The 24,836-nt window shown below is 72.2% G+C and carries 21 protein-coding genes and 1 pseudogene; 10 read left to right on the forward strand and 12 right to left on the reverse strand.

Annotated features, from left to right (window positions below):
• The first annotated feature begins 69 nt into the window (after nucleotides 1-69).
• Both O7553_RS17380 and panB read left to right on the forward strand, forming a co-directional pair.
• Nucleotides 70-1,881, forward strand: coding sequence for an NAD+ synthase (locus O7553_RS17380; RefSeq protein ID WP_281550788.1), 1,812 nt, complete (start codon nucleotides 70-72; stop codon nucleotides 1,879-1,881).
• A gap of 129 nt (nucleotides 1,882-2,010) precedes the next feature.
• Complete coding sequence (panB, locus tag O7553_RS17385; RefSeq protein ID WP_281550789.1) at nucleotides 2,011-2,913, forward strand: 3-methyl-2-oxobutanoate hydroxymethyltransferase; 903 nt, start codon at nucleotides 2,011-2,013, stop codon at nucleotides 2,911-2,913.
• A 59-nt stretch (nucleotides 2,914-2,972) separates the two neighbouring features.
• On the opposite strand, the gene npdG is transcribed toward panB, so the two are convergent.
• From npdG to O7553_RS17400, 3 genes are all read right to left on the reverse strand, one after another.
• Nucleotides 2,973-3,668, reverse strand: coding sequence for an NADPH-dependent F420 reductase (npdG, locus tag O7553_RS17390; protein ID WP_281550790.1), 696 nt, complete (start codon nucleotides 3,666-3,668; stop codon nucleotides 2,973-2,975).
• A 97-nt stretch (nucleotides 3,669-3,765) separates the two neighbouring features.
• Nucleotides 3,766-4,818, reverse strand: a complete 1,053-nt coding sequence (locus O7553_RS17395; protein WP_281550791.1) for an RNB domain-containing ribonuclease — start codon at nucleotides 4,816-4,818, stop codon at nucleotides 3,766-3,768.
• A gap of 262 nt (nucleotides 4,819-5,080) precedes the next feature.
• Complete coding sequence (locus tag O7553_RS17400) at nucleotides 5,081-5,218, reverse strand: hypothetical protein (protein WP_281550792.1); 138 nt, start codon at nucleotides 5,216-5,218, stop codon at nucleotides 5,081-5,083.
• A gap of 10 nt (nucleotides 5,219-5,228) precedes the next feature.
• On the opposite strand from O7553_RS17400, the gene O7553_RS17405 reads away from it, so the two are divergent.
• Nucleotides 5,229-5,747 carry a hypothetical protein gene (locus tag O7553_RS17405; protein ID WP_281550793.1) on the forward strand — a complete coding sequence of 173 codons (519 nt, stop codon included), beginning with the start codon at nucleotides 5,229-5,231 and terminating at the stop codon, nucleotides 5,745-5,747.
• 11 nt (nucleotides 5,748-5,758) lie between these two features.
• On the opposite strand, the gene O7553_RS17410 is transcribed toward O7553_RS17405, so the two are convergent.
• Complete coding sequence (locus O7553_RS17410; protein WP_281550794.1) at nucleotides 5,759-5,962, reverse strand: hypothetical protein; 204 nt, start codon at nucleotides 5,960-5,962, stop codon at nucleotides 5,759-5,761.
• 329 nt (nucleotides 5,963-6,291) lie between these two features.
• Nucleotides 6,292-7,056 (reverse strand): HAD family hydrolase, encoded by a 765-nt coding sequence (locus O7553_RS17415; RefSeq protein ID WP_281550795.1) that lies wholly within the window; start codon nucleotides 7,054-7,056, stop codon nucleotides 6,292-6,294.
• A 154-nt stretch (nucleotides 7,057-7,210) separates the two neighbouring features.
• On the opposite strand from O7553_RS17415, the gene O7553_RS17420 reads away from it, so the two are divergent.
• Nucleotides 7,211-8,254, forward strand: coding sequence for a LacI family DNA-binding transcriptional regulator (locus O7553_RS17420; RefSeq protein ID WP_281550796.1), 1,044 nt, complete (start codon nucleotides 7,211-7,213; stop codon nucleotides 8,252-8,254).
• Nucleotides 8,255-8,296: 42 nt separating this feature from the next.
• Here the strand turns inward: O7553_RS17420 and O7553_RS17425 are convergent, their stop codons facing one another.
• The 5 genes from O7553_RS17425 to O7553_RS17445 form a co-directional block, all read right to left on the reverse strand.
• The gene (locus O7553_RS17425; RefSeq protein ID WP_281550797.1) at nucleotides 8,297-10,315 is read right to left on the reverse strand and encodes a beta-galactosidase; all 2,019 of its coding nucleotides are present in this window, start codon (nucleotides 10,313-10,315) and stop codon (nucleotides 8,297-8,299) included.
• A 77-nt stretch (nucleotides 10,316-10,392) separates the two neighbouring features.
• Nucleotides 10,393-11,727 (reverse strand): extracellular solute-binding protein, encoded by a 1,335-nt coding sequence (locus O7553_RS17430; RefSeq protein ID WP_281550798.1) that lies wholly within the window; start codon nucleotides 11,725-11,727, stop codon nucleotides 10,393-10,395.
• Nucleotides 11,728-11,752: 25 nt separating this feature from the next.
• Nucleotides 11,753-12,646, reverse strand: coding sequence for a carbohydrate ABC transporter permease (locus tag O7553_RS17435; RefSeq protein ID WP_348650062.1), 894 nt, complete (start codon nucleotides 12,644-12,646; stop codon nucleotides 11,753-11,755).
• On the reverse strand, nucleotides 12,643-13,542 hold the full coding sequence (locus O7553_RS17440) for a sugar ABC transporter permease (protein WP_281550799.1): 900 nt from the start codon (nucleotides 13,540-13,542) through the stop codon (nucleotides 12,643-12,645). Before O7553_RS17440 ends, O7553_RS17435 begins: the two co-directional genes overlap by 4 nt.
• Nucleotides 13,543-13,652: 110 nt before the next feature.
• Nucleotides 13,653-16,037 (reverse strand): tetratricopeptide repeat protein, encoded by a 2,385-nt coding sequence (locus tag O7553_RS17445; RefSeq protein ID WP_281550800.1) that lies wholly within the window; start codon nucleotides 16,035-16,037, stop codon nucleotides 13,653-13,655.
• Nucleotides 16,038-16,379: 342 nt separating this feature from the next.
• Here O7553_RS17445 and O7553_RS17450 point away from each other — a divergent pair, with 342 nt between their 5' ends.
• Nucleotides 16,380-18,266 (forward strand): heavy metal translocating P-type ATPase, encoded by a 1,887-nt coding sequence (locus O7553_RS17450; protein ID WP_281550801.1) that lies wholly within the window; start codon nucleotides 16,380-16,382, stop codon nucleotides 18,264-18,266.
• Between the two features lie 7 nt (nucleotides 18,267-18,273).
• On the opposite strand, the gene O7553_RS17455 is transcribed toward O7553_RS17450, so the two are convergent.
• A complete protein-coding gene (locus O7553_RS17455; RefSeq protein WP_281550802.1) occupies nucleotides 18,274-18,795 on the reverse strand; it encodes a hypothetical protein in 522 nt (173 codons plus the stop codon).
• Between the two features lie 113 nt (nucleotides 18,796-18,908).
• On the opposite strand from O7553_RS17455, the gene O7553_RS17460 reads away from it, so the two are divergent.
• Both O7553_RS17460 and O7553_RS17465 read left to right on the forward strand, forming a co-directional pair.
• The gene (locus O7553_RS17460; protein WP_281550803.1) at nucleotides 18,909-20,204 is read left to right on the forward strand and encodes a hypothetical protein; all 1,296 of its coding nucleotides are present in this window, start codon (nucleotides 18,909-18,911) and stop codon (nucleotides 20,202-20,204) included.
• Between the two features lie 106 nt (nucleotides 20,205-20,310).
• Complete coding sequence (locus O7553_RS17465; RefSeq protein WP_281550804.1) at nucleotides 20,311-20,928, forward strand: DUF4232 domain-containing protein; 618 nt, start codon at nucleotides 20,311-20,313, stop codon at nucleotides 20,926-20,928.
• A gap of 18 nt (nucleotides 20,929-20,946) precedes the next feature.
• Here O7553_RS17465 and O7553_RS17470 read toward each other — a convergent pair whose 3' ends face one another.
• The gene (locus O7553_RS17470; RefSeq protein WP_281550805.1) at nucleotides 20,947-22,290 is read right to left on the reverse strand and encodes an amidohydrolase family protein; all 1,344 of its coding nucleotides are present in this window, start codon (nucleotides 22,288-22,290) and stop codon (nucleotides 20,947-20,949) included.
• Between the two features lie 129 nt (nucleotides 22,291-22,419).
• On the opposite strand from O7553_RS17470, the pseudogene O7553_RS30200 reads away from it, so the two are divergent.
• The 3 genes and pseudogenes from O7553_RS30200 to O7553_RS17480 form a co-directional block, all read left to right on the forward strand.
• Nucleotides 22,420-22,611: pseudogene (locus O7553_RS30200) on the forward strand (helix-turn-helix transcriptional regulator); the annotation flags it as partial.
• Between the two features lie 10 nt (nucleotides 22,612-22,621).
• On the forward strand, nucleotides 22,622-23,233 hold the full coding sequence (locus O7553_RS17475) for a hypothetical protein (RefSeq protein ID WP_348650061.1): 612 nt from the start codon (nucleotides 22,622-22,624) through the stop codon (nucleotides 23,231-23,233).
• Between the two features lie 327 nt (nucleotides 23,234-23,560).
• On the forward strand, nucleotides 23,561-24,772 hold the full coding sequence (locus O7553_RS17480) for a cellulose binding domain-containing protein (protein ID WP_348650060.1): 1,212 nt from the start codon (nucleotides 23,561-23,563) through the stop codon (nucleotides 24,770-24,772).
• Nucleotides 24,773-24,836: the final 64 nt, after the last annotated feature.

A 24,836-nucleotide genomic window follows, 5' to 3' on the forward strand; every position in this document is an offset into this window, starting at 1 on the left:
ACCGGTCCCCACCGCAATGCGTCTGCGACCGGCGGGGTGGTCGGAGTCGCGCTGGGGGAAGATAGCGACATGCCGACGCTGCGCATCGCCCTCGCCCAGGTCAACCCCACCGTTGGCGATCTACCGGGCAACGCCCGACTGGTCCGCGACTACACCCGTACGGCGGTGGACGCCGGCGGGCAACTGGTCGTGTTCCCGGAGATGATGCTCACCGGCTACCCGGTGGAGGACCTGGTGTTCCGGGAGTCGTTCGTCGCCGCCGCCCGGTCCGGCGTCGGGCAACTCGCCGCCGACCTGGCCGCCGACGGGTTCGGCGACGTACCCGTGCTGGTCGGCTACCTCGACGCCGACGGGCCGGCCGCGATCAGCGCCGAGGCCGACCCCGGCCGGGGTCCGCGCAACGCCCTCGCCGTGTTGCACGGCGGCACCGTGGCGGCCACCTACTTCAAACACCACCTGCCCAACTACGGCGTCTTCGACGAGGACCGCTACTTCGTGCCGGGCACCGCGTTGACCGTCGTGCGCGTCGGCGGGGTCGACGTGGCGTTGACCATCTGCGAGGACCTGTGGCAGGCCGGCGGACCGTTCACCGCCGCCCGCCGCGCCGGCGTCGGCCTGGTCGTCACGGTCAACGGGTCGCCGTACGAGCTGGACAAGGACGACGCCCGGCTGCCACTGGTGCGGCGGCGGGCCGCCGAGGCCGGCGCCACCGTGGCGTACGTCAACCTGGTCGGCGGCCAGGACGAACTGGTCTTCGACGGCGACTCCATGATCGTCGCCGCGGACGGCACACTGCTGGCCCGCGCGCCGCAGTTCGTCGAGCATCTGCTGCTGCACGACCTGACGCTGCCGGCCGCGGACGCCCCGGCGCAGGACCGCGCCGCGACCCCGGAGACCGCCGACGCGACGGCCACCCCGGAGACCCCGGACGGCCCGGACCGGATGACCGTCGACCGGGTGGCGGTCGGTGACCGGCCGGTCGACCCGACGGGTGGGCCGGTCAGCGGCGGGGTCGCCGAGCCGCTGCCGACCGAGGCGGAGATCTGGTCGGCGCTGGTGCTCGGGCTGCGCGACTACGTCCGCAAGAACGGCTTCTCCTCGGTGGTGCTGGGGCTGTCCGGCGGGATCGACTCGGCGGTGGTGGCTGCGATCGCGGTGGACGCGCTCGGCCCGGACCGGGTCGTCGGCGTCTCGCTGCCCAGTCAGTTCTCCTCTGAACACTCCCGGGCCGACGCCGCCGAACTGGCCAAACGGACCGGCCTGGACTACCGGATCGAGCCGATCCAACCGATGGTGGACCCGTTCCTGGCCAACATCTCGCTCTCCGGGCTGGCCGTGGAGAACCTGCAGGCCCGGGTACGCGGGGTGATCCTGATGGCACTGTCCAACCAGGAGGGCCACCTGGTGCTGACCACCGGCAACAAGAGCGAACTGGCGGTCGGCTACTCCACCCTGTACGGCGACTCGGTCGGCGGCTTCAACCCGATCAAGGACGTCTGGAAGTCGCTGGTGTGGACGCTGGCCCGGTGGCGCAACGACGACGCCGTGCGACGCGGCGACGAACCACCGATCCCGGAGAACTCGATCGCCAAACCACCCAGCGCGGAGCTGCGGCCCGGTCAGCTCGACACCGACTCGCTGCCCGACTACGCGCTCCTCGACGGGGTGCTCACCGGCTACATCGACGGCGATGCCGGCCGCGACGACCTGGTCGCCGCCGGGCACGATCCGGCGCTGGTCGACCGGGTGCTGCGGATGGTGGACCTCGCCGAATACAAGCGGCGGCAGTCGGCACCCGGCACCAAGATATCGATCAAGGCATTCGGCCGCGATCGACGGCTGCCGATCACCAACCGGTGGCGGGAGCCCGGCGACGGATGAGACCCACCGGGTGCCGGGTGAGGTGTGAATTCCTGCACTGAAGCCTCTCCGCGCCGGTGCCACCGGTGGCACCATCGGGACGTACCCCGGGGACCGCGACCGCGGCCACGAGGGTGAGAGGAGACGACGATGTCCCGATCCACGCCGGGCGCCGGGCCCAGCCAGTCAGCCACGTCCACCGAGCCGGCCGATCCCGCCACGCCGGCCGAGGCCGTCGCACTGTACGGCGGACCGGTCAGCCGCCGGGTCCGCACCCGTGACCTGGCCGCCGCCAAGGAACGCGGCGAACGGTGGGCCATGCTCACCTCGTACGACCAGTACACCGCCGCGATCTTCGACCGGGCCGGCATCCCGGTGCTGCTGGTCGGCGACTCCGCGGCGAACAATGTGTTCGGCCACGAGACCACCGTGCCGGTCACCGTCGACGAACTGCTGCCGCTGGTCCGGGCCGTGGTCCGGGCCACCCGGGGCGCGCTGGTCGTCGGCGATCTGCCGTTCGGCTCCTACGAGGAGGGGCCGACGCAGGCGCTGCGCACCGCCGTACGGTTCATGAAGGAAGGCGGCTGCGGCGCGGTCAAACTCGAGGGCGGCCGGCGGGTCGCCGACCAGATCGCCGCGCTGACCGGGGCCGGCATCCCGGTGATGGCGCACGTCGGCTTCACTCCGCAGCGGGAGCACACCATCGGCGGCTACCGGGTGCAGGGCCGTGGCGACGCCGCCGACAAGGTGATCGCCGACGCCCACGCGGTCGCCGAGGCCGGCGCGTTCGCCGTGGTGCTGGAGATGGTGCCGGGGGTGGTCGCCAAGCGGATCACCCACGACCTGCCGGTGCCGACGGTCGGCATCGGCGCCGGCCCGGAGACCGACGCGCAGGTGCTGGTCTGGCAGGACATGTCCGGCATGCGGTCCGGCCCGACCCCGCGGTTCGTGAAGCCCTACGCCGACCTCGCCGGGGTGCTCGCCGACGCGACCCGCCGGTACGCAGACGACGTCCGTGCCGGCCGGTTCCCCACCGCCGCACACACCTTCTGACCGACCGCCGTCACCGTCCGGCCCGGCGGATCGCGAGATCCGCCGGGACTGGGCGGAGCTCACAGATCGGTGACCCGCACCCCGGAATGCGCCTTGTACCGGCGGTTGATGGCGATCAGGTTGGCGGTGAACGCCTCGATCTGGTGCGCGTTGCGCAGCCGGCCGGCGTAGATGCCCCGCATGTCCGGGATCCGGGCGGCGAGCGCGGCGACGACCGCCGCCGCCTCCCGGTCCTCGGCGCAGATCAGGACGTCCAGGTCGATCCGCTCGATCTTCGGGTCGGCCAGCAACGGCGCGCTCAGGTGGTTGAAGGCGGCGCAGACCCGCGAGTCGGGCAGCAGCGCCGCGGCCTGCTGTGCGGCGCTGCCCTGTGCCACCGGCAACGGGTACGGGCCCTGCTTGTCGAAGCCGAGCGGGTTCACACAGTCGACCACGATCTTGCCGGCGAGCGGGTCGCGCAGTGCGGCGACGGTCGCCTCGTGACCCTCCCACGGCACCGCGATGATCACCAAGTCGGACCCGCCGGCCACCTCGTCGTTGCCGCCGCCGCTGATCACCCCGGCCGCGACCCCGGGCAACGCGGCGATCTCCTTGGCCGCGGCGGCGGCCCGGGTACCGTCGCGGGACCCGATGCGGACCGGCTGACCGGCGCGGGCGAGCCGGTACGCCAGGCCCCGTCCCTGGTCGCCGGTGCCGCCGATAATGCCGACCGTGAGGCCGGAGACGTCGGGCAGTGTGCTGGCGTCATATCCCATCCGCTCATCCTCACCCACCGGACGGCCGCACGGGACCGGACCGTGACGTCGACCACCACCCGGTTCCGCACCGGCCACCACCTGCTCCGAGATGTGGTCAGCCGCCGTCCGCGACGGGGACCGGTCCAGGCTCGTCGGCCGGGTACCGGAAGATCACCCGCCGGCTGGCCGGGTCGGCGGTGACCAGCCGGACCCGGACCCGTTCGCCGACCGGTGGAGCGCCAGTGCAGCGGGCGATCACCGCCGGCTCGTCGAGGGCGACGGTGCCGCGCGGCGCCCGCTTCGCGGTGCCCGGGTCGGCGTCCAGCACCGCAACGTCGAACTCCGCACCGACCCGGTTCGCCAACAGCACCGCCTCGGTCAAGTCGATCGCGGCGCGGGCCGCCGCACCGGCGGTCCGGTCGGTACCGGCCATCACCTCCGGCAGCCGGGGCAGCGCCTCGGCGACCGACGGGGGTACCTCCCGGCCAGCGGTCACCGCCAGGCAGACCTCCGTGGCGTACCGGTCGGCCAGCCGCCGCAACGGCGCGGTGACGTGGGCGTACGGGGCACCGACCCCGCCGTGGCCGGATTCTGCCGGCGGCTGGCCGGCGAACGCGGTGTACCGGGCACCGCGCAGCAGCTCGGCGGCGTGGTCCAGGAACGCGGCGCCGCGCGGCTGTGCCGCGTCTACTCCGGCGGTGACCTCACCGACGGCTGCGCCCGGCGGCCACCAGACACCCAGGGCACGGGCCGCCGCCTGCAGCCGGGTCACCGCCGCCGGTTGCGGTGCCGGCATGGTACGCAGCAGACCGACGCCGGCCCGCAGCATGATGTCGGCGGCAGCCATTCCGGTGAGCAGCGAGATCTGGGCGTTGTGCTCCTCGATCGGCAGCGGTTGACGCAGCACCAGTCGCCAGCCGTGGCCGGCTGGTTCGACGTCCTGGTCGGGCAGCGGGAGCGCGACCGCGCCCCGCGCCGCCGCCCGCGCGCTCAGCAGCCCGCCGATGCGCGGCAGCCGGGCGATCGGCTCGGCGAGCTCAGCGAGCCGACCGGCGGTCAGTGCGGCGTGCACGGTCGGGTAGTCGAGCTGCGCCCGGCTGCGGACCCGGGCGCGTTCCAGCCGGGTGTCGACCAGTGCGCCGTCGGCGGCCAGGTCGAGCGTCCACACGACGGCCGGCCGGACGGCGTCGGAGGTCGGCCTCCGGCGGCGGTACGCGCGACGCAGCCTCGTCCGCCTCGCGTTGCGCCGCGGGCGGGAACGCGGTGGGCAGTTCCAGCTCGCGGCGCAACGCGCGGAAGTCGATCCGGGACGCGGTCAGGCGGGGCAACGGCACGGATCATTCCTAATCAGCCGGCCGCCACGGACGCGCCGGTGGCGCGTCGGCGGCCGGTAGGTCAGGGTGTGCCGATGCGGCGGCCGTGCGCCCTGGTCAGCGGCCAGCCTTGCGGGCGGTCTGGGTCCCCGCCTTCTTGGTGGTCTTCTTCGCGGTCTTCCGGGTGGCCGCCGCCTTCTTGGCGGTACCCCGCTGAGCGGGGGTGGCGTTCTTCGGTGAAGTGGCTCGCTGCACCCGGCCAGCGGTGCGTTTCGTCGCGGCTGCCACCTTCTTCCCGGCCCGGCCGGTGGTGCCCTTGGCCGGCGTGGACCTGGTCGCGGTCGTCGTCGCCGTGGTTTTCGCGGCCGTACTCTTGCCTGCGGTCGCGGTCTTCCTCGCCGGGCTGGTCTTGCGCGCGGTGGCTGTCGTCTTCTTGGCTGGAGTGGTCTTGCGCGTTGTGGCCGTCGTCCTGCGCGCCGCCGGGCTGGTCTTCTCGGCCGCAGCCTTCTTCGCCGTCGGGCTCGTCTTGCGCGCCGTCGGGCTGGTCTTCTTCGTAGCGGGTTTCCTTGCCGCCGTCGCGGACGCCTTCCGTGCGGACGTCTTCTTCGCTGCCGGGCTCGTCTTCTTCGCCGCGGTCTTCGTGGTGCCGGTGCTCGACGCCCGCCGGGTGGCGGGACGGGTCGCGGCTTTGGTGCCAGCAACCATGGCTTTCTCCTCCTTGCGGACTTTCAATGGATTTGTCCCCTATGGAGACTGTGGAGTCTCCGGAATCCGACCCAGGTAGGCCGGACCGGCCTAGTCCTGCTCCCCGGTCCAGCGGGCGTCCTCGGTCTCCCACTCCTCGTTACGTTCCGACACCCGCTGCAGCGCCTGCTCAGCTTCGGCCTTCGAGGCGTAGGGACCGAGCCGGTACTTGGCGGCACACAGGTCCGCCCCGGACTCCACGCGCTGATGACGCAGGCACCAGAAGTACTCGCCATCAGGTCCGCTGTCGCTCACGGAAACACTGTGCACGGAAAAACGGCAAAGCGCCACCGTTTCGCGCAAAATGTCCATGCCTTTCCATCATAGACGCAAGCCATTCCTATCCGACGCCAACACTGCCCAATTGGCGCTCCGACCCGGAAAAGGCCTACGGCACAGGCAATTCCGCTGAGGGGGTACGCCTGCACCGGCAGCGGTGGTGCACGCTGGGAACCGGTCGTCGTTCGATGGTCGTCGGGCGGAACGGCGCGCCGATACCCTCCCATCAAGGAGGGAGTCCATGCGATCCGGACGCCTGGTGCAGACCGCGTTCACCGACCTCCGGGCAACCCGTGCCGGCGCCGTCAGTCCACACCGGCCGGGAACGCGGTCTCGATCAGCCGCCGCAGCCCGTGTCCGTCGTCGACGGTCACGTCCGGCACCCCGTCGGGCTGGCCGCGTTCCCGACCGGTGCGGGCCGAGACCATCAGCACTGCGGCACCGGCACCGGCCCGCCGCGCGCACGGGATGTCCCGGGCCGGGCTGTCCCCGACGAACCAGCAGTCCGCCACCGGTACGCCGAGTGCCCGCGCCGCGAGCCAGGCGACCTCAGGGTTGGGTTTACGCACCCCTGCCTCGTCGCTGTAGATCTGTACGGCGAACCGGTCGCCAAGACCGACAGCGTCCAGGAAGTCGCGGTGCGCGGCACCGCACAACGTGTTGCTGACGATCGCCAGCGGCAGACCGGCGTCGGCGGCGACGTCCAACGCGGTACGGATACCGGGGCGTACCGCCCAGTCCGCACGCCGGGTCCACGCGTAGCTCAACGCGGTCGCCTCGCGCAGCACCGCGTCGCGGGCCGGGGCCGGCCAGCCGGGTGTGATGAACTCCCGCCAGACCTGTTCGTGGCCGTACTCCCGGGGGCGGTCCTGCTCGCCGATCCGGTCCCGCCAGGCGGCGTACTCGCGTTGCCCGTCGATCAGCGACCGGGTGATCCGCTCGGCGGACAACGCGTCGCCGACGAGCGCGCAAAGCCGGTCGACCAGGTGGGTCGGCTGCGGTGACATCGAGGGGGCGTCGACGATGACTCCGCCGAAATCGAGCAGCAGGGCGCGAGGGGTGGGCAGCATCCGACCATCATCCCCGGCGGGCGGGCTCGCCGGCGACTCCGGACCCCGCCATGTTCACGCAAACATCGCGAGCACTGCTAGTGTCAGCACGGCTTCCGGCGTACCCCCGGCACCGGGCATCGCCAACACCGGGAGAGGAAGGTGTCGACGCCCGATGAGCTCGACCGCACCCGACCCGCCGGGGCGTCGCCCACGCCGGGTGTCGATGGCCGACGTGGCCCGGCTGGCCGGGGTCTCCACCCAGACCGTCTCCCGGGTGTCCACCGGGCACCCGGGAGTCGTCCCCAGCACCCGCCAGCAGGTCGTCGCCGCGATGCAGCAACTCGGCTACCGACCCAACAGCGCCGCCCGGGCGCTCAAGTACGGCGAGTTCCGCACCATCGGCGTGATCACCTTCACCCTGTCCACCACCGGCAACAGCCACACCGTGGAGGCGATCGCCACCCACGCCGCAGCCGAGGGTTACGTGATCACGCTGATCCCGGTCGCCGCTCCCACCCAGGACCGGGTGCTCGGTGCCTTCACCCGGCTCGGCGAACTCGCGGTCGACGCGGTCATCGTGATCATGGAGGTGCACCTGCTCGACACCAGCACCGTGCTGCTACCTCCCGACGTGCACCTCGTCGTGGTCGACTCGGATGCCGGCGACCGCTACCGGGTGGTCGACACCAACCAGGCCGACGGTGCCCGGCAGGCAGTCCGGCATCTGCTCGACCTCGGCCACCGTACGGTGTGGCACGTCGCCGGGCCGCCGGAGTCGTACGCCGCAGAGCGGCGGGCGGCCGCCTGGCGTACCACCTTGTCGCAGGCCGGCCGCCAGGTGCCGGCGCTGCGCCGCGGCGACTGGTCGGCCGGGGCCGGTTACCGGGCCGGACTCGAACTGGCAGACGAACCGGACTGCACCGCGATCTTCGTCGCCAACGACCAGATGGCGCTCGGGGTGCTGCGGGCCATGCACGAACGCGGCCGGGTGGTGCCGCGTGACGTCAGCGTGGTGGGCTTCGACGACATCGCCGAAGCCGGCTCGTTCATCCCGCCGCTGACCACCGTCCACCAGGACTTCGCCGAGGTCGGCCGGCGCTGCGTCGAGGCGGTGCTGCACCAGGTCCGCACCGGCACCGCGCAGACCGGCACCAACCTGGTACCGACCCGCCTGGTGGTCCGGGCCAGTACCGCCGCCCCGCCGACGGCACGCTGACCCAGCGGCGCCGACGGCACGCTGACCGGATCCCACGACCGGTCAGTGCGCCGTCGGCACCGCCCGTACCGAGACCCCCCGGGGCGGCAGCGTTTCGGCCGGACCGACCAGCGGTACGCCCGCCACGTCGGCCAACGACACCGGCTCGTCGGTCCGGTTGATCAGGAACCAGTGCTCGCCCCGGACGGCCAACTCGACCCGGCCACGCAGCCGCTCCGGCAGGTCGCTGCGCACCCCGGCGGCCGTCGCGAACCGCGCCAGCACACCGGCCAGATCGGACACCCCGAGCCGGGTGGAGACGTAGCCGGCGGAACCGGCACCGACCGTACGGCGGGTGACCGCCGGCCGACCGGCGTACTCGCCGGTGCGGTACGCCGCCAACACCTCGACCTGCGGATCGGTCACCGTGACGCGGTCGGTCCACAGCTGCCCGGTCGCGCCGGTGTCCAGCACCACCTGTGCGCCGTCGGGCAGCGGGCCGAACTCCTCGATGCGCAGGCCGAGCAGATCCCGCAGCGCCCCCGGGTACCCGCCAAGCCAGATGTGGTCGTGCTCGTCGACGATGCCGGAGAAGTAGGTGGTCACCAGGTGACCACCGGCGGCGACGTAACCGCGCAGCCGGTCGGCGAGCGCCGCCGGCACCAGATGCAGGATCGGGGCGACCACCAGGCGGTACCCGGAGAGATCGGCGGCGACCGGCAGCACGTCGGTCCGGATACCGAGGGCGAGGAACGCCGAATACCAGTCGAGCGCCTCCTGCCGGTACCGCAGCCGCGACGTCGGATGGGAGTCCTGCTCGCAGGCCCACCACGATTCCCAGTCGAACAGGATCGCCGCCGGTGCCGGCGTGCGCGGGCTGCCGGCGACACCGGCCAGGTCGGACAGCGTACGGCCGAGCTCGGCGACCGAGCGGAACAGGTCGCTGTCGGCCCCGGCGTGCGGCAGCATCGCCGAGTGGTACTTCTCCGCCCCGGCCGCCGACTGGCGCCACTGGAAGAAGCAGACCGCATCGGCGCCGTGCGCCACATGGGTCAACGAGTCCCGGGCCAGTTCTCCGGCGCGTTTGGGCAGGTTGACCGGCTGCCAGTTGACGGCGCTGGTGGAGTGCTCCATCAGGAACCACGGCCGTCCGCCGGCCAGGTTGCCGGTCAGGTTGGCGGAGAAGGACAGTTCGTCGAGGGCCTGCGGTCCCGGGTGCACGTAGTGGTCGTTGGCGACGAAGTCGACCTCACCCGCCCAGTCGGCATAGTTCATCCCGGACGACTCCCCCATCACCATGAAGTTGGTGGTGACCGGCATGTCCGGGGTGACCGCCCGCAGCACATCGCGTTCGGCGCGCAGGTGCTCCCGCAACGCGTCGGAGGAGAACCGCTTGAAGTCCAGCTGCTGGGTCGGGTTCGGGTAGGAGGCGGCCTGCCGGGGCGGCAGGATCTGGGTGAAGTCGGTGTACCGCTGCGACCAGAACGCCGTACCCCAGGCGTGGTTGAGCGTGTCGATGTCGCCGTAGCGGTCCCGCAGCCAGGTCCGGAACGCGGCTGCGGCGTCATCGGAGAAGTCGTACACGTTGTGGCAGCCGAGTTCGTTGGAGACGTGCCAGGCCGCCAGCGCCGGGTGGTCACGGTAGCGCTCGGCGATCGCCCGGACCAGGCGCAGCGCGTACGCCCGGAAGATCGGCGAGGTGGGCCGCCAGTGCTGCCGGGCACCGGGCCACACGGTGGCGCCGTGCCGGTCGACCGGCAGGATCTGCGGGTGGGCGGCGGTCAGCCACGGCGGCGGCGAAGCGGTCGCGGTGGCCAGGTCGACGGCGATGCCGTTGGCGTGCAGCAGGTCCATCACGTCGTCGAGCCAGGCGAAGTCGAACTCGTCCGGGCCGGGCTGCAGCCGTGCCCAGGAGAAGATGGCCAGCGAGACGATGTTCACCCCGGCGGCGCGCATGGCCGCCACGTCGTCGTCCCAGACCGACCGGGGCCACTGTTCGGGGTTGTAGTCGGCACCGTAGCCGATCCGGGGGCCGCCGTTGCCCGGCCAGCGCAGCCAGCGGTAGTCGCCACCGAATGCCACGTACGTCTCCTCGCTTCTGGGGGGTGGGTGCGCGGGCCCGGCACCGGCCATCGCGGCGGTGCCGGGTCCGCGCCGGGTCAGCTGACGGTGAAGCCCTGGTCGGTGCCGTAGCTGGCGCAGGTGTCCCGCCAGGCGTCGAGCGCCCCGGTCAGCGGGCTGTCCGACACGTATGCCTGCCCGACGGTGTCGTTGAACACGCTGTTGGCGTACACCTGGAACGGTAGGTAGGACCAGCCGTCGACGACGTTGCCGGCCGACTCGGCGAAGATCTCGTTGGCCTGCTGCCCGCCGAAGTACGCGAACTCGGTACCGAGGAACTCCGGCGACTGCAGCTGCGCGGTGGTGGCCGGGAAGGCACCGCCGTCGACCCGGATCTGCACCCCGTCGCCGGCGTTGGCGTACTCGATGAAGCCGTACGCCAGGGCCTTGTTCGCCGCAGCCGAGGGAATCGCCAGCGAACTGCCGCCGTTCTCGGCGCTGGCGGTGCCGCCGGCGTCCCACTGCGGCAGCGGGGCGACCCGCCACTTGCCGGCACCGTCGGCGACGCCGGAGATCAGGTTGGCCGGCATCCAGGCGCCGGTGGCGAGGCTGGCGATGGTCCCGTCGGCCAGCCCCTGGTACCACTGGTCGCTCCACGGGCTGACCGGGGCGAGCAGGTCCTCGCTGATCAGCTGCTGCCAGGTGTCGGCGAACCGGGCCGAGCCGTCGTCGGTGAAGTCGATGCGCACCTCGGTGCCGTCGACCTGGAACGGCTGGCCGCCGGACTGCCAGATCAGGCTGGTGGTGAATCCGGCGTCGCCGACGTCGTTGGTGATGTACACCTGCGGGTCGGCCCGGTGCAGTTCGCGGGCGGCGTCGACGTACTCCGCCCAGGTGGCCGGCACGTCGATGCCGTGCTCGTCGAACACCTCCTGGTTGTAGAACAGCGCCATCGGGCCGGAGTCCATCGGCAGACCGTGGACGCCGCCGCCGGTGTTCACCGACGACCAGGGTCCGGGGGTGAAGGTGTCGGCCAGGTCGCCGGCCCCGTAGCCGGTGAGGTCGGTGACCGACCCGGCGAGGGCGAACTGCGGCAGCGCGTAGTACTCGATCTGGGCGGCGTCGGGCAGCCCGTCACCGGCGGCGATCGCATTCTGCAGGGCGGTGTACTGGTCGTCGCCGGTGCCGGCGTTGACCAGCTCCACGGTCACGTTCGGGTAGGCGGTCTGGAAGTCGGTGACGACCTCGGCGAGGGTCGGCTCCCAGGCCCAGACGGTCAACTCGCCGCCGGCCTCCAGGGCGGCCTGCACGTCGGCGGCGGAGACCTGCTCGTCACCGGCGGAGCCGGTCGGGTCGTCGCCGGAGCCGCAACCGGCCAGCGCCAGGGTGGCCGCCGCAGCGATCGCGACCGCCCGCACAGTGGTGCCGTTCATGGGGTGTCCCTTCGGTGATGGGTGGTCACTCCTTGACGCCGCCGGCGGCCAGACCCGACTGCCAGTAGCGCTGCAGGAGCAGGAAGGCTGCCAACAGCGGCAGGATGGTCAGCAGCGACCCGGTGATGACCAGGTGGAACACCGGCTGACCGCCGGCGGTGGCGGCCTGGGCGTTCCAGGCGTCCAGGCCGAGGGTCAGCGGGTACCAGTCCGGGTCCTTCAGCATGATCAGCGGCAGGAAGTAGTTGTTCCAGGTGGCGACCATGCTGAACAGCAGCACCGTGACGATGCCGGGAGCCAGCAGCGGCAGGCAGATCTGGAACAGAGTGCGCATCTCACTCGCCCCGTCACAGCGCGCCGCCTCCAGCATCTCGTCGGGGATCGCCTCGGCGGCGAAGACCCACATCAGGTAGAGCCCGAACGGTGTGATCAGCGACGGGATGATCACCGCCCACGGGGTGTTGGTCAGGCCGAGGCGGCTGAACATCAGGAAGGTCGGCACGGCCAGTGCGGTGCCGGGCACGGCGACCGCGCCGATGACGATCGCGAAGACCGCCCGTCGGCCGACGAAGTCGAACTTGGCCAGGCCGTACCCGCCGAGGGTGGCGAGCAGGGTGGCGCCGCCGGCCCCGGCGACCACGTACAGCAGGGTGTTGCCCAGCCAGCGGAGGAAGATCCCGTCGTCGTAGCGCAACGTCTCGACGACGTTGTCCCACAGTGCGAAGTCGTCGGCTAGCCACAGACCGAACGACGAGAACAGGCCCTGTTGCGACTTGGTGGCGTTGACCAGCAGCCAGATGAGCGGGACGAGGCTGTAGACGAGGACCATCCCGGTCAGCGCGGTCAGGGTCAGGCTACGTCCGGGTCTGCGCACCCGGGTGGGGGCGGGCCGCCGCACCCGGGCGGGGCCGGGCGTCACTGCCCCTCCCGGATGCCGCGCAGCTGGACAAGGTACGCGATCGCCATGGTCACCAGACCCATCACGATGGCGACAGTTGCCGAGTAGTTGTACTGCTGCCCGGAGAACGACAGCGAGTACGCGTACAGGTTGGGGGTGAAGTAGGTGGTGATCGCGTTGGGTGCCAGGTGCTGCAGGATGCTCGGTTCGTTGAACAGCTGGAAGCTGCCGATGATGGAGAAGATGGTGGCGACGACCAGTGCGCCCCGGATGGCCGGCAGTTTGATGGCGCGGATGACCCGCAGCTGACCGGCGCCGTCGACCTCGGCCGCCTCGTACAGCGACGTCGGAACCACACGCAGCGCCGAATAGAAGATGACCATGTTGTAACCGACGAACTCCCAGGTGACGATGTTGCCGATGGACAGCAGCACCAGGTCGGGGTGCAGCGGGTCGGGCAGCGTCACGCCGAGCGCGTCGTTGATGTTGCCGACCAGCCCGAACCGGGTGCCGTACATGAAGCCCCACATCAACGTGGCGACGACGGCCGGTACGGCGTACGGCAGGAAGACCGCGACCCGGAAGAAGCTCCTGCCGTACAACCGGCCGCTGTCGATGGCCAGCGCCACCAGCAGCGCGAGGAACAGCATGATCGGCACCTGGACGGCGAGAAAGACGGCCACCCGGCCGAGCGCCGACCAGAACTGCGGGTCCGTCAGCGCCCGCTGGTAGTTGTCCAGCCCGACGAAGGAGTTGCCGCCGATCAGTTGCCGCCGGTAGAGGCTGAGGTGGATCGCGTAGCCGATCGGCGCGATGAAGACGAGCGCGAAGACCAGCATGAACGGCGCGACGAACTGCCAGCCGGCCAGCGAGCGCCGGCGCGGCAGCCTGCGGGGTCGCGCCTGAGGAATGGTCATCACGCCCAACCCTTGGTAGCCGAAGGCCTTGTTTGCGCAAACATCGACCACAGCCACGTGATGTTTGCGCAAACATCGGGGTCCGATGTTTGCATCGCCCCGGCCCCGCGTCAACCCCGGCCCGTCAACCCGTTCAGCTGGGCACGGACCGGCTCGGCGTCGGGATGCCGCAAACTGTCCAGGATGCCCACTGCCGCGCCCCAGCACGCCTCGGCCGCCGCCAGATCTCCGGTGTCGTAGCCGACGTCGCCCAGGTCGCTGAGCACCAGCGCCTCCAGATGCCGGTCACCGAGCCGACGGAACAGCTCCAGCGCCTCCTGGTAGCAGACGGCGGCCTCGTCCGGGTCACCGAGATGCTGGTACGCGTACCCCAGGCTGTGCCAGGTACTCGCCTGCCCGGGCCAGTCACCAAGCTCCCGCAGCAGCTGCAACGCCCGCCCGCACCAGTCGAGCGTCTCGGCGTACTCGCCGAGCCGGGCGTGCTGCCAGCCGACCACATTGAGCGCCTTGCCCTCCCCCCGCCGGTCACCGGCCGCCGCGTACAGCTCGTACGCCGTCCGCCCGTGCGCCAACGCGTCGCGGTGCCGGTCCTGGCGCTCCCGCAGCAACGACAGGTGCAGGTGGGTGAGCCCCTGCCGGGCGAGATCCCCCCGGCTCTGCTCCAGCTCCAAGGCAGCTTCAAGGTGATGATGCGCCTCGGCGTGCCGGTTGGTCCGCAGGTACGCGCGGGCCAGGTTGCGATTCGCCACCGCCTCCGCGGCGATGTCGCCGACCCGCCGGGCCAACTGCAACGCGGACCGCTGCATGACGGTCAGCGCCGACCAGTGCCCACCCCGGTCCAGATAGGTGTACGCCACCTGAGTCAGGTGCAGCGCCTCGGCCCCCAGCCCGGCGACGACAGCCGCGTCGAAGACCGCATCCAGGTTGGTCTGCTCGATGGTGAACCAGGTCAGGGCCGCTTCGCTGTCCGCCGGGTACTCGGCGACGACGCCGGGGCGGGCCGGACCGGGCACCGGCGGAGCGGGGTTCGGCTGCAGGGTTCGGTCGGCATGATAGGCACTGTGGACATAGTGGTCGACCAGCCGCCGCAGGGCGGCGTCGAGCGCCGACCCGGTTTCCAGCTGCCGGGCCCGCTCTGCGGCGTAGACCCGCAGCAGGTCGTGCAGACCGTGACGCCCGCCGGGACACGCGTTCAGCAGGTTCGCCCGGACCAGCTCGGCGAGCAACGGTCGCACCCGGGCCACCGGCAGACCGGCGAGACTCGCGGCCGCCGGGGCCGACACGGTCGGACCGGGGTGGATGCCGAGCAGCCGGAACAGCTGCGCCGCCGACGGGCTCAGCGCCTGGTACGACCAGGAGAAGACAGCGCGGACCCCGAGCTGCGGATCGTCCGGTGCCAGCGCGTCGAGGCGGTGCTGGGCGACCCGCAGCTCGGCGGCGAGCGCCGCCAACGGCATCTGCGGGGCGATGACGACACGCGCCGCGACGACCGCCAACGCCAGCGGCAGGCCGGCGCACCGGGCGACGATCCCGCCCACCGCCGCCGGCTCGGCGGCGCACCGCCGATGGCCGATCCGGCGCCGCAGCAGTTCCGCCGCGTCCGCCGGATGCAGCAGATCGAGGGTCAACGGCTGGGCGCCGTGCGCGGCGACCAGCCCGGTGAGCTGGTTCCGGCTGGTCACCACCACCAGGCACTGCGGCGAACTGGGCAGCAGCATCCGTACGTGAGCACTGTCACGGGCGTTGTCCAGCACGATCAGCAGCCGACGACCGGCCAACGTGGTGCGGTAGAGCGCAGCCTGCGCGTCCGGGTCGTCCGGCACCTGGGCCGGCGGTACGCCCAACGCGTCGAGCAGCAGGCGCAGCGCGGTCGCCGGCTCGGTCACCGACCCGTCCGGGTCGAACCCACGCAGGTTCAGGTAGAGCTGCCCGTCGGGGAACCGGTCGGCGACCTGGTGCGCCCACTGCACGACGAGGGTCGTCTTGCCGACCCCGGCGGTGCCGCTGACCGCCACGATCCGGACCGTACCGGCCGGGGCGGTCCGCCGCGCCGGCCCGGTGTCCGGCGCAAGCCGGTCAAGCTGAGCCATCTCGGTACGGCGGCCGCTGAAGTGACCCAGCGCGGGCGGTAGCTGCCGGGGCACCACCCGGACCACCGGGTCGACCGCCGGCTCCGCCGGCACGGTGACGCGACGGCGCTCGTCGACCCGGTCCCGGGCGCTGGCCAGCACCCCCCGCTCGATCGGACTGGCACCGAGCAACCCGACCAGCACGTCGAACCGGTCCGTCGGCGGCAGCGTCTTCCCGGTGAGATACTCCGCCACCGCCGTGTGCGACCAGCCGGCGCGGGTGGCCAGCACCCGGTAGGACAGCACCCGCTGGCCCTCGCGGCGGGCGTGCCGCCGCCGCAACGCCCTCAGCAACGCGGCGAGGTCGTCCACTGTCCGTACCCCGGCGGCATCGCGTACCAGCCGGTCGGGCGGCCGCGTGTCCACTCTATGCACCATCGCGACTCTCACGACCCTCACTGGTCAGCCAGCACTGTGGCGACCCGCCGTGCGACGACCCGCTCCGCAGCGGATGCTAGTCGGTGTACGCCGATGTACGGAGATGATCGTGATCACCCTCCTGCCCCCGGTCGACAACGCACCCTGAACGTGTACGGATGCACACCGGACAGAGAGGATGCCGGCCGATGTACTGGTCCACGCGGGTTCGCGGGTAGCGACGGCTTACTACGGTCAGGCGGCGGGTGACCGGACGGGGCCCCGGTCACCCGCGTGTTCGTTCCCGGCGTACCGCCCACCGCCAGGCCCGCCGGCCGGCAGACTGGGTCGATGGACGACGAGCCGACCATCGGACACCGGTCGGTCCGCTGGCGGACCTGGGCGCCGCTGACGGCGCTGACCGCCGTCGTGCTGGCCGGCGGCACGCTCCGGCTCGCCGGCGCCGGCCCTGCCGCCGACGGGGTGTGGGCGGCCGCCACGGTCGCCGCGCTGCTGCCGGCGCTGCGCTGGATGGGTCAGTCGCTGCGCCGGCGGCGGATCGGCGTCGACGTCATCGCCGTACTCGCCCTGGTCGGCGCGCTGCTGGCCGGCGAATACCTGGCCGGCGCGGTGGTGGCGCTGATGCTGGCCAGCGGGCACACCCTGGAGACGTACGCGCAGCGACGGGCCGGCCGGGACCTGCAGGCGCTCGTCGCGCACGCGCCGCGTACCGCCCGGCGGCGGGCCGCCGACGGTACCGTCGCCACCGTCGACGTGGGTGAGATCGCCACCGGGGACCGGCTGGTCGTCGGCCCCGGGGACGTGGTCCCGGTCGACGGCGTCGCCGAGGAGCCGGCCACCCTCGACGAGTCGGTGGTGACCGGCGAGTCGCGGCCGGTGGAGCGGGCCGCCGGGGAACGCGTCGCCAGCGGGGTGGTCAACGCCGGGACCGCGTTCGCGCTGCGCGCCGTCGAGACCGCGCAGGGCAGCACGTACGCCGGGATCGTCCGGCTGGCCACCGAGGCCGGTGCCGGCAAGGCACCGACGGTACGCCTGGCCGACCGGTACGCCGCCGCCTTCGTCCCGTTCACCCTGGTGCTGGCCGGGGCCGGCTGGATCGTCTCCGGTGAGTTCGTCCGCGCGGTCGCGGTACTGGTCGTCGCCACCCCCTGCCCGTTGCTGCTGGCCACCCCGGTCGCGATCGTCGCCGGGCTGTCCCGCGCCGCACGCCGCGGCGTGCTGGTCCGCGACGGCGGTGCGCTGGAGCAGCTCGGCCACGCCCGTACCCTGCTGGTCGACAAGACCGGGACGTTGACCACCGGCAGGCCGGAGACCGCCGACGTGGTCACCGGCGACGGGGCCGACCCGACCGAGCTGCTGCGGCTGGCCGCCTCGGTGGAACAGCTCTCCCCGCACGTACTGGCCGGCGCGGTGGTCCGGGCCGCCGGCGACCGGGGCCTGCGGTTGACCGCCCCGGCCGAGGTCACCGAGGATCCCGGCCGGGGCGTCCACGGCCGGGTCGACGGCCGTACGGTGCGGGTCGGCCAGCCGGACGGGCCGCTGCCGGACTGGGCGGTCCAGGTCCGGGACCGGGCCGAAGCCGACGGGCTGTCGGCGGTGTGGGTCGGCGTGGACGGCGTACCCGCCGGGGCGATCCTGCTGCGCGACCCGGTGCGGCCCGATGCCGCCGGCACGGTGCGGCGGCTGCGGCAGTCCGGGTTCACCCGGCTGGTCATGCTGACCGGCGACCGTCGGGAGGTGGCCGAGCAGGTCGCCGCGCAGGTCGAGGTGGACGACATCGTGGCGCACTGCCCGCCACAGGAGAAGACCGCCCGGGTACGCGACGAGTCGGCCCGCGCGGTGACAGTGATGGTCGGCGACGGGGTGAACGACGCCCCGGCGTTGGCCGCCGCCCACGTGGGCGTGGCGGTCGGCGGCACCGGAACCAGCGCCGCGGCCGGGGTCGCCGACGCGGTGCTGACCGGTGACCGGCTGGACCGGCTCGCCGACGCGGTCGACATCGCCCACCGGTCCCGGCGGATCGCGGTGCAGAGCGCCTCGGTCGGCATGGGCCTGGCGGTGGTGGCGATGGCGGTCGCCGCGTTCGGCCTGCTGCCGCCGGTGGCCGGCGCGTTCACCCAGGAGGGTATCGACGTCGCGGTGATCCTCAACGCGCTGCGCGCCCTGCGCCCCGGACACCGCCCGACCCGCTACGCCGTGACCCAGGTCGGGCAGTGACCCTGGTTCAGGCCGCCAAAAGGTCCGACAACGCCGCCATGTGCGGCACCTGGCCACGGTGCTGCCGAGCCTGCAACACCAGGTTGGCCACGACCAGTGACGGGTCGACCTGCGGCACACTGATTCCGAGGTGCCGGCTGACCCAGGGGGCGACCTCGCTCCACCGGTAGAACAGCGCGCCGTCGCGGGCCGGATTGACCGGCGGCGGGAAACCGCCGGGGCCACGCTCACCGGTGACGTACCGACGGATCGACTCCCAGCTCTGGCCAACTCGCTGCGCGATGTCCGCCAGCGTCACCAGGTCCTGGTCGATCAGCCGCAGCGCGGTAAGGCCGACCGACTCGACGGCTCGGACGGCTGTCGCGATCGCGTCCGCGATGGTGTCCGCCTGCCGGTCGAACTCCGCGACGGGGAGTCCGCCCTCGACGCCGAAGGCCGCGTCGTCACATCCGGCGGCGGCGAACAGGGCATCGACCTCGTCGTCTGTCGGACTTCGATCGAGCACGAGAGTAAAGGTGTGTACGGTCAACGTCGCACTCCGCATCCCGGGTATGCCGTGCCTACAACACACCCGGGGGCGGTGCACTTTTGCACCACCCTCGGGTGTCGATCGGTGGCGGGGCGGCGGTAGCCTCGGGGCGCGTGGACGTCGGCGAGATCATCGGGTTGCTGAGCAGGGTGTACGCCGCAGCGAACAGCCACGTCGACGACGCCGGGCAACACGTGCACCGCGTACCGTCGACGATCCCCGCCGCCGACCTGGCCGCACTTGCCGCGCACGGCCTGGCGCCGAACACCTTCCGCCGGTTCGAGCACGACGACGCGGTCACCGGACTGCGCCGGCTCGCTGCCGCCGTACCGGAACGGGTCGCCGCCGACGCCTTCGTCGCCGGGCTGGGCAGCGCGTCGCGCAGCTGGCGGGCGGTGCTGCCGGCGTGGGCGCTCGGCACCACCATGCCGGCGCATCCGGGTCCGATCGGCGACCGATGCTGCGACGTCTGCTCCCTGACCGCCGAGACGACCCTCGACACCACGCTCGCCTGGTGGCAGCGGGCCCGGTCCGGGTCACTGCTGCCCGGCGACGTGTGCGGCTACCTGCTGACGTTGGAGTCGGCGACCCCGCCGCTGCCGGCACCGCAGCCGTACGACGTGTGGGTGCTGCACGAGATCCTCGACGTGATCCGCTCGCTGCCGGCCACGACCCGGGCCGGCGGGGCGGTGCAGGCGCTGCGGGCAGCCGGGCTGCTGCCCGGTGCCGACAAGTGGACGTACCGGTCGCTGTTGGAGGATCTCGCCTTCGTCGGCGTCCTGCAGACGGCGGACCATCCGGGGATGCTGACCGCGTTCACCACGGCCCGCGATCGGGACCGGCGGCCGAGCGCCCGGGTCGAGGTGGACGCGCCGCTGTCGTTCTGGCGGGCCGCCGACGGGGTGACCGAGTCGCTGGCGCGGCGGCTGTTCGGGCACCTGCCCCGGCCAGCCGACCGACCGCCGGCACCGACCTCAGTGTCAGCGAAGCCGGTGTCAGCGCGGCGTGGTGCCCGGTCGGCGCCGCTGCCGGTGGCGCTGCGCGGCGAGGTCCGCGCCGGCGACCTGTACGCCGTACGCTGCTGCGAGGACGCATGGGTGCTGGCGTACTGCCATCGGGTGGACGATCGCGGCGGCCGACGGTACGGCCTGGTCGAGTATCTCGACGGGGTGTTCGCCGCCCAGCCGACCGCCGCCGATGTGGACGCCACGGTCGACCGGCGGCTACGCGGCCGTGGGTCGGACCGCTGGCAGATGTGGACGTCGCGGTTGGACGCCACCACCGGGGTACGCCGGATCGCCCGCGACATCGCTGCGCCGGTCGACGATCGGCCCGCGCCGGAGCGGGTGTCCACCGGCGGAGCGAAGGACCTGGCACACCTGGCATCGTGGTGCTTTCCTGGCATGTGACCGGTTTCTGGCACATGGTCGCGGGGCACATCCGGCGGTACGGTCCGATGCCGATCAACATGGCTGTCGCCGACAGCCACCCGTTGTCGAGAGGAATGAGCCCTCCATGCGTGTTGCCCGTACCGCCGCCGTGGCCTGTCTGATCCCCGCCGCGCTGACCCTCGCCGCCTGCGGCGACGCCGCGCCAGATGCGGAGCCGACCACCGACACGTCGCCGACCGCCAGCGCAGCGCCGACCGCCGATGCCGACCCGTCCGGCACCGGATCCGACGCGCCGGGTGACGGCGGTACGGCCGCCTGCGCCAGTACCGACCTGGCCGTCGACGTGATCTTCCAGAAGGCCGGGGTGGCGATGCTGGCGCTGACCAACGACTCAGCGGCACCGTGTCAGCTCGACGGTTGGGTGACGCTGGCCTTCGAGCGCGCCGACCGCAGCCCGGTCGACGTCGCACAGCAGCAGGTGGAGCAGCCCGGGCCGCCCGTGGCGACCGACCTCGATCCGGGCGAGTCCGCGTTCGCCGGCGTCAAGTGGGTTACCTGCGACCCGGCGTCGACCGACTGCGCGGTGGCGACCACGGTCCGGGTCGGCGCGCCCGGTGACAGCACGACGGTGGTCGCCCGGACCGTCGGTCTGGACGGCGAAGAGGCAGTCGGCGAGTTGCCGATCGCCGACGTGCAGATCGGCTCGATCCAGCCGTCCACCCAGGGCGTCGTCGCCTGGTAGACCGAGTTCAGGTCGCCGCTACCCGGCAACCCTCCGGCGGATCGCGTCGCGGGAGGCGGTCACCGTACGGCGTAGTTCGTCGATGTCGACGTCGACGTCGACCAGCCGGCCGCCCGCCTTACGGACCCGGCCACCGACCACGACCGTGTCGATGTTGCGGGCGTCGGCGCCGAGCACCAGCGTGCCGACCGCGTCGTTGAGCGGCATCGTGTTGACGTCGTCGGCCCGGACCACCAGCAGGTCCGCCTGCTTGCCGGGGCTGATCGAGCCGGTGACGTCGCCGAGCCCGTTGGTCCGCGCGCCCTGCGCGGTGGCGAAGTCCAGCACGTCGCGGGTGGTGATCCGCTGCCCCACGGGGTGATCCGTGCCGTACGCGGCGTGCACCGCGCGCATCCGTTGGATCGCGTGCAGCGCCCGCATCTGGGTGAACATGTCGCTGGCCAGCGCCACTTCGACGTCGATGCTGAGCCCGGGTCGCACGCCGACGGCCAGTGCCTCGTCGATCGCCGGCACCGCCGTCTCCAGCCCGATCTGCGCCTCCGACGTCGGGGCCAGCGACACGGTGGTCCCGGTGGCACCGATCGTCTGCCACGCCTGCCCGGTGAGCCCGGTGGCGTGGATCAGCGTCACGTCCGGGCCAAGCAGACCAGCGGTCGCCCAGCTCTCGATCGCCGCCGACGAGAATTCGCCGAACACGGCGTCGATGCTGACACCGATGCCGAGATCGCGAGCAAGTGCCGCCAGCTCCGGCCCGTACGCCAACGCCGATCCGGCGATCTCGTCGGTGGCCAGCGCCGCCAGCCGTACGGTCACCAGAGCGTCGTTGGCGCCGTGGAACTTCTCCCGCAGCCGGACCAGGTCGGCGGGCCACTGCTTGTCCCAGTCGCCGAAGTGTGGACCCATCGAGGCGTGCACGCCCCGGATGCCGGTGTCGACCAGCGCCTGCACCGCCGCGTCCGAGTGAGCCGCAGTGCGGGAGTTGTGCGAGAAGTCGAGCATCGTGGTGATGCCGGCGTCGAGGGCGGTGAGCGCCGCGAGCCGGGTGCCGACGTACATGTCGTTCGGGGTGTACGCGGGTGCGACGCCGGCCAGCGTCGACATCACGTACTCGCCGAGGTCGCCCACGTCGGGGATGCTGCGGCGCAGCTGCGCCTGCCAGGCGTGCCGGTGGGTGTCGACGAAGCCGGGGCAGACGATGCCGCCGGTAGTGTCGACGACGGTCGCGCCGGCCGCTTCCGGGTGCGACCGCAGGTCCGTGCCGACGGCGACGATCCGGTCGCCGCTGATGAGCACGTCACCGGAGGCAAGGTCACCGATCGTCGGGTCCATCGTGACGACCGCGCCACCGCTGAACAACGTCATGGTTCGCTCCTTGTCGCAGGGTGGGACCTGTCCACCGTGCGGGCCGGTGCGACGGCCAACCAGGCCGGGCGTAACCAGGGTGTGGTGCACCCTGGATGGCCGGAGCTTGCGCTGGTTAGCGTGGGTGGCATGCCCACCACCGCGCTCGGCGCCTTTCTGGTGGCCCGACGGGCCCGGCTCACGCCGGGCGATGTCGGGTTGACCTTCAGCGGCACCAGGCGGGTCGCCGGCCTGCGCCGCGAAGAGGTCGCGGTGCTGGCCGGGGTGAGCGTCGACTACTACACCCGACTGGAGCAGGGCCGGGAACGCCACCCGTCGGCGTCGGTGCTGGATGCCGTGGCCAGGGCGCTCGATCTCGACGCCGACGCCCGCGACCACCTGTTCCGGCTGGCCGACGTCACACCCGGCACCGGCCCGCCCGCAGGTAGACCAAGGTCTACGGGAGCTGCTCGACGCCTGGCCGGACACCCCGGCGATCGTGGTCGACCGTCGGCTCGACCTGTTGGCCGGCAACGCGCTCGCCGACGCGTTCTACGCCGACTTCACCGAGCCGGACAACTTGGTGCGGATGACGTTCCTGGACCGGGCCGGCCGGACCTTCTTCGTCGACTGGCGCCGCTCCGCCGAGGCGTGCGTGGCGAACCTGCGCCTCGCCCTCGGTCACGACCCGCACCGCCGGCGGGCCCACGACCTGGTCGAGGAGGTGGGCGCTGCCAGCGCGGAGTTCCGCCGGCTGTGGCAGCGCAACGACGTACGGGGCAAGACCCATGAGGCGAAGACGTTCCGGCACAGTGTGGTCGGTGAGTTGACGTTGACGTACCACGCGTTCGATGTGCGTGGAGCCCCTGGTCAGCAGCTGATCGTGTACCGCGCAGCGGATGATCGCAGCGCCTCAGCGCTGCGGCTGCTCGGCACCCTGGCCGCGAGCAACTGGCTGTCCTGATGCAGAGATTTCTGTGCCAGATTTTCGACGGCAGGACCTCGTACTGACAAGTGTCTGTTTTGGACCAGAGTCGATCGGCGATTGATGACCAGCCCGCGTGCTGTGTAACGTGACCGTTCACATCGATGTCTATCGTTTCGATGGCACCCCACACGGTCAAGGAGACACCCGATGTCCAGATAAGGCATCGCCCATCCACCGCCTGCCGACGGCCGGGTACCGACCGGCCGGCGGCTGGCCCGGCGGCGTCCGTTCGCGCTGCTCGCCGCGGCAGCGGCGGCCGTCCTCGGGCTGGCCGCCGGCATCGTCGCGACCAGCCCGGCGGCGGTGGCCGCCGACAACCCGTACGAGCGGGGTCCGGACCCGACCCCGGCGAGCGTCGCCGCTCCGAACGGACCGTTCGCCACCGCGCAGGTCAGCGTCCCGCCGGGGTACGGCTTCAACGGCGGCATGATCTACTACCCGACCGACACCAGCCAGGGCACCTTCGGTGCGATCGCCATCTCCCCCGGGTACACCGCGCTGTTCTCCGTCGAACTCGCCTGGATGGGGCCCCGGCTCGCCTCGCAGGGCTTCGTCGTCATCGGCATCGAGACCAACGACCGCAACGACTTCGACACCGCCCGGGGCACCCAGCTGCTGGCCGCGCTGGACTACCTCACCGGGCAGAGCTCGGTGCGCAGCCGGGTCGACCCGAACCGGCTCGCCGTCGCGGGTCACTCGATGGGCGGCGGCGGCGCGTTCAGCGCGGCGCTGCGGCGGCCAGCGCTGAAGGCCGCAGTCGGCTTCACGCCGTTCTCGCCGTCGCAGAACCTGACCAACATGCAGGTTCCGGCGTTGCTCTACTCGGGACAAAATGACACGGTCACCACCCCGTCGTCGGTCAGCAACCTCTACAACGGGCTGCCGTCGACGACCGAAGGTGCGTACCTCGAGGCCGCCGGGCTGGACCACAGCTTCCCGACCCGACCGAACACGCTGCTGATGCGCACGATGATCCCCTGGGTCAAGATCTTCCTCGACAACGACCTGCGGTACACCCAGTTCCTCTGCCCGCTGATGGACTCCTCCGGGGTGCTGCAGTACCGCAACACCTGCCCGCTCGTCCCGCCGGGCCTGCCGTCGCCGTCCCCGACGACCGCCCCGCCGACGACGGCACCGCCCACCACCGCGCCACCGACGACGGCGCCACCGACCACCGCTCCCCCGACGACCGCACCGCCCACGACGGCCCCGCCGGCTGGCGCCTGCACGGCGACGTACCAGACCATCGGGTCGTGGCCCGGTGGTTTCCAGGGTGAGGTGACCGTCCGGGCCGGCAACTCGGCGATCAACGGCTGGACCGTCGGGTGGAGCCTCGGCAGCGGCCAGAGCATCACCCAGATATGGAACGGCACGCTGAGCACCAGCGGCTCCAGCGTCTCGGTACGCAACGTGTCGTACAACGGATCGCTGCCGGCCGCCGGCACCGTGACCTTCGGCTTCCTCGGCTCCGGATCGCCGTCGACGCCGTCCACAGTGACCTGCACCAGTCCCTGATCCCCGCTGAACGGCCCGGGGCGACTGAACGGTCCGGGGCGACGACGGCAACTGGCCGTCGCCG

The sequence above is a fragment of the Solwaraspora sp. WMMA2059 genome, from assembly GCF_027497315.1.
In the GTDB taxonomy this organism is placed as follows: Bacteria; Actinomycetota; Actinomycetes; order Mycobacteriales; family Micromonosporaceae; genus Micromonospora_E.

Excerpts from the sequence above, each read along its gene's own strand:
- O7553_RS17380 (WP_281550788.1), top strand. The coding sequence starts at position 70 with ATGCCGACGCTGCGCATCGCCCTCGCCCAGGTCAACCCCACCGTTGGC.
- panB (WP_281550789.1), top strand. The coding sequence starts at position 2,011 with ATGTCCCGATCCACGCCGGGCGCCGGGCCCAGCCAGTCAGCCACGTCC.
- npdG (WP_281550790.1), bottom strand. The coding sequence starts at position 3,668 with ATGGGATATGACGCCAGCACACTGCCCGACGTCTCCGGCCTCACGGTC.
- O7553_RS17415 (WP_281550795.1), bottom strand. The coding sequence starts at position 7,056 with ATGCTGCCCACCCCTCGCGCCCTGCTGCTCGATTTCGGCGGAGTCATC.
- O7553_RS17420 (WP_281550796.1), top strand. The coding sequence starts at position 7,211 with ATGAGCTCGACCGCACCCGACCCGCCGGGGCGTCGCCCACGCCGGGTG.
- O7553_RS17430 (WP_281550798.1), bottom strand. The coding sequence starts at position 11,727 with ATGAACGGCACCACTGTGCGGGCGGTCGCGATCGCTGCGGCGGCCACC.
- O7553_RS17440 (WP_281550799.1), bottom strand. The coding sequence starts at position 13,542 with ATGACCATTCCTCAGGCGCGACCCCGCAGGCTGCCGCGCCGGCGCTCG.
- O7553_RS17450 (WP_281550801.1), top strand. The coding sequence starts at position 16,380 with ATGGACGACGAGCCGACCATCGGACACCGGTCGGTCCGCTGGCGGACC.
- O7553_RS17465 (WP_281550804.1), top strand. The coding sequence starts at position 20,311 with ATGCGTGTTGCCCGTACCGCCGCCGTGGCCTGTCTGATCCCCGCCGCG.
- O7553_RS17470 (WP_281550805.1), bottom strand. The coding sequence starts at position 22,290 with ATGACGTTGTTCAGCGGTGGCGCGGTCGTCACGATGGACCCGACGATC.
- O7553_RS17475 (WP_348650061.1), top strand. The coding sequence starts at position 22,622 with ATGCCGTGGCCAGGGCGCTCGATCTCGACGCCGACGCCCGCGACCACC.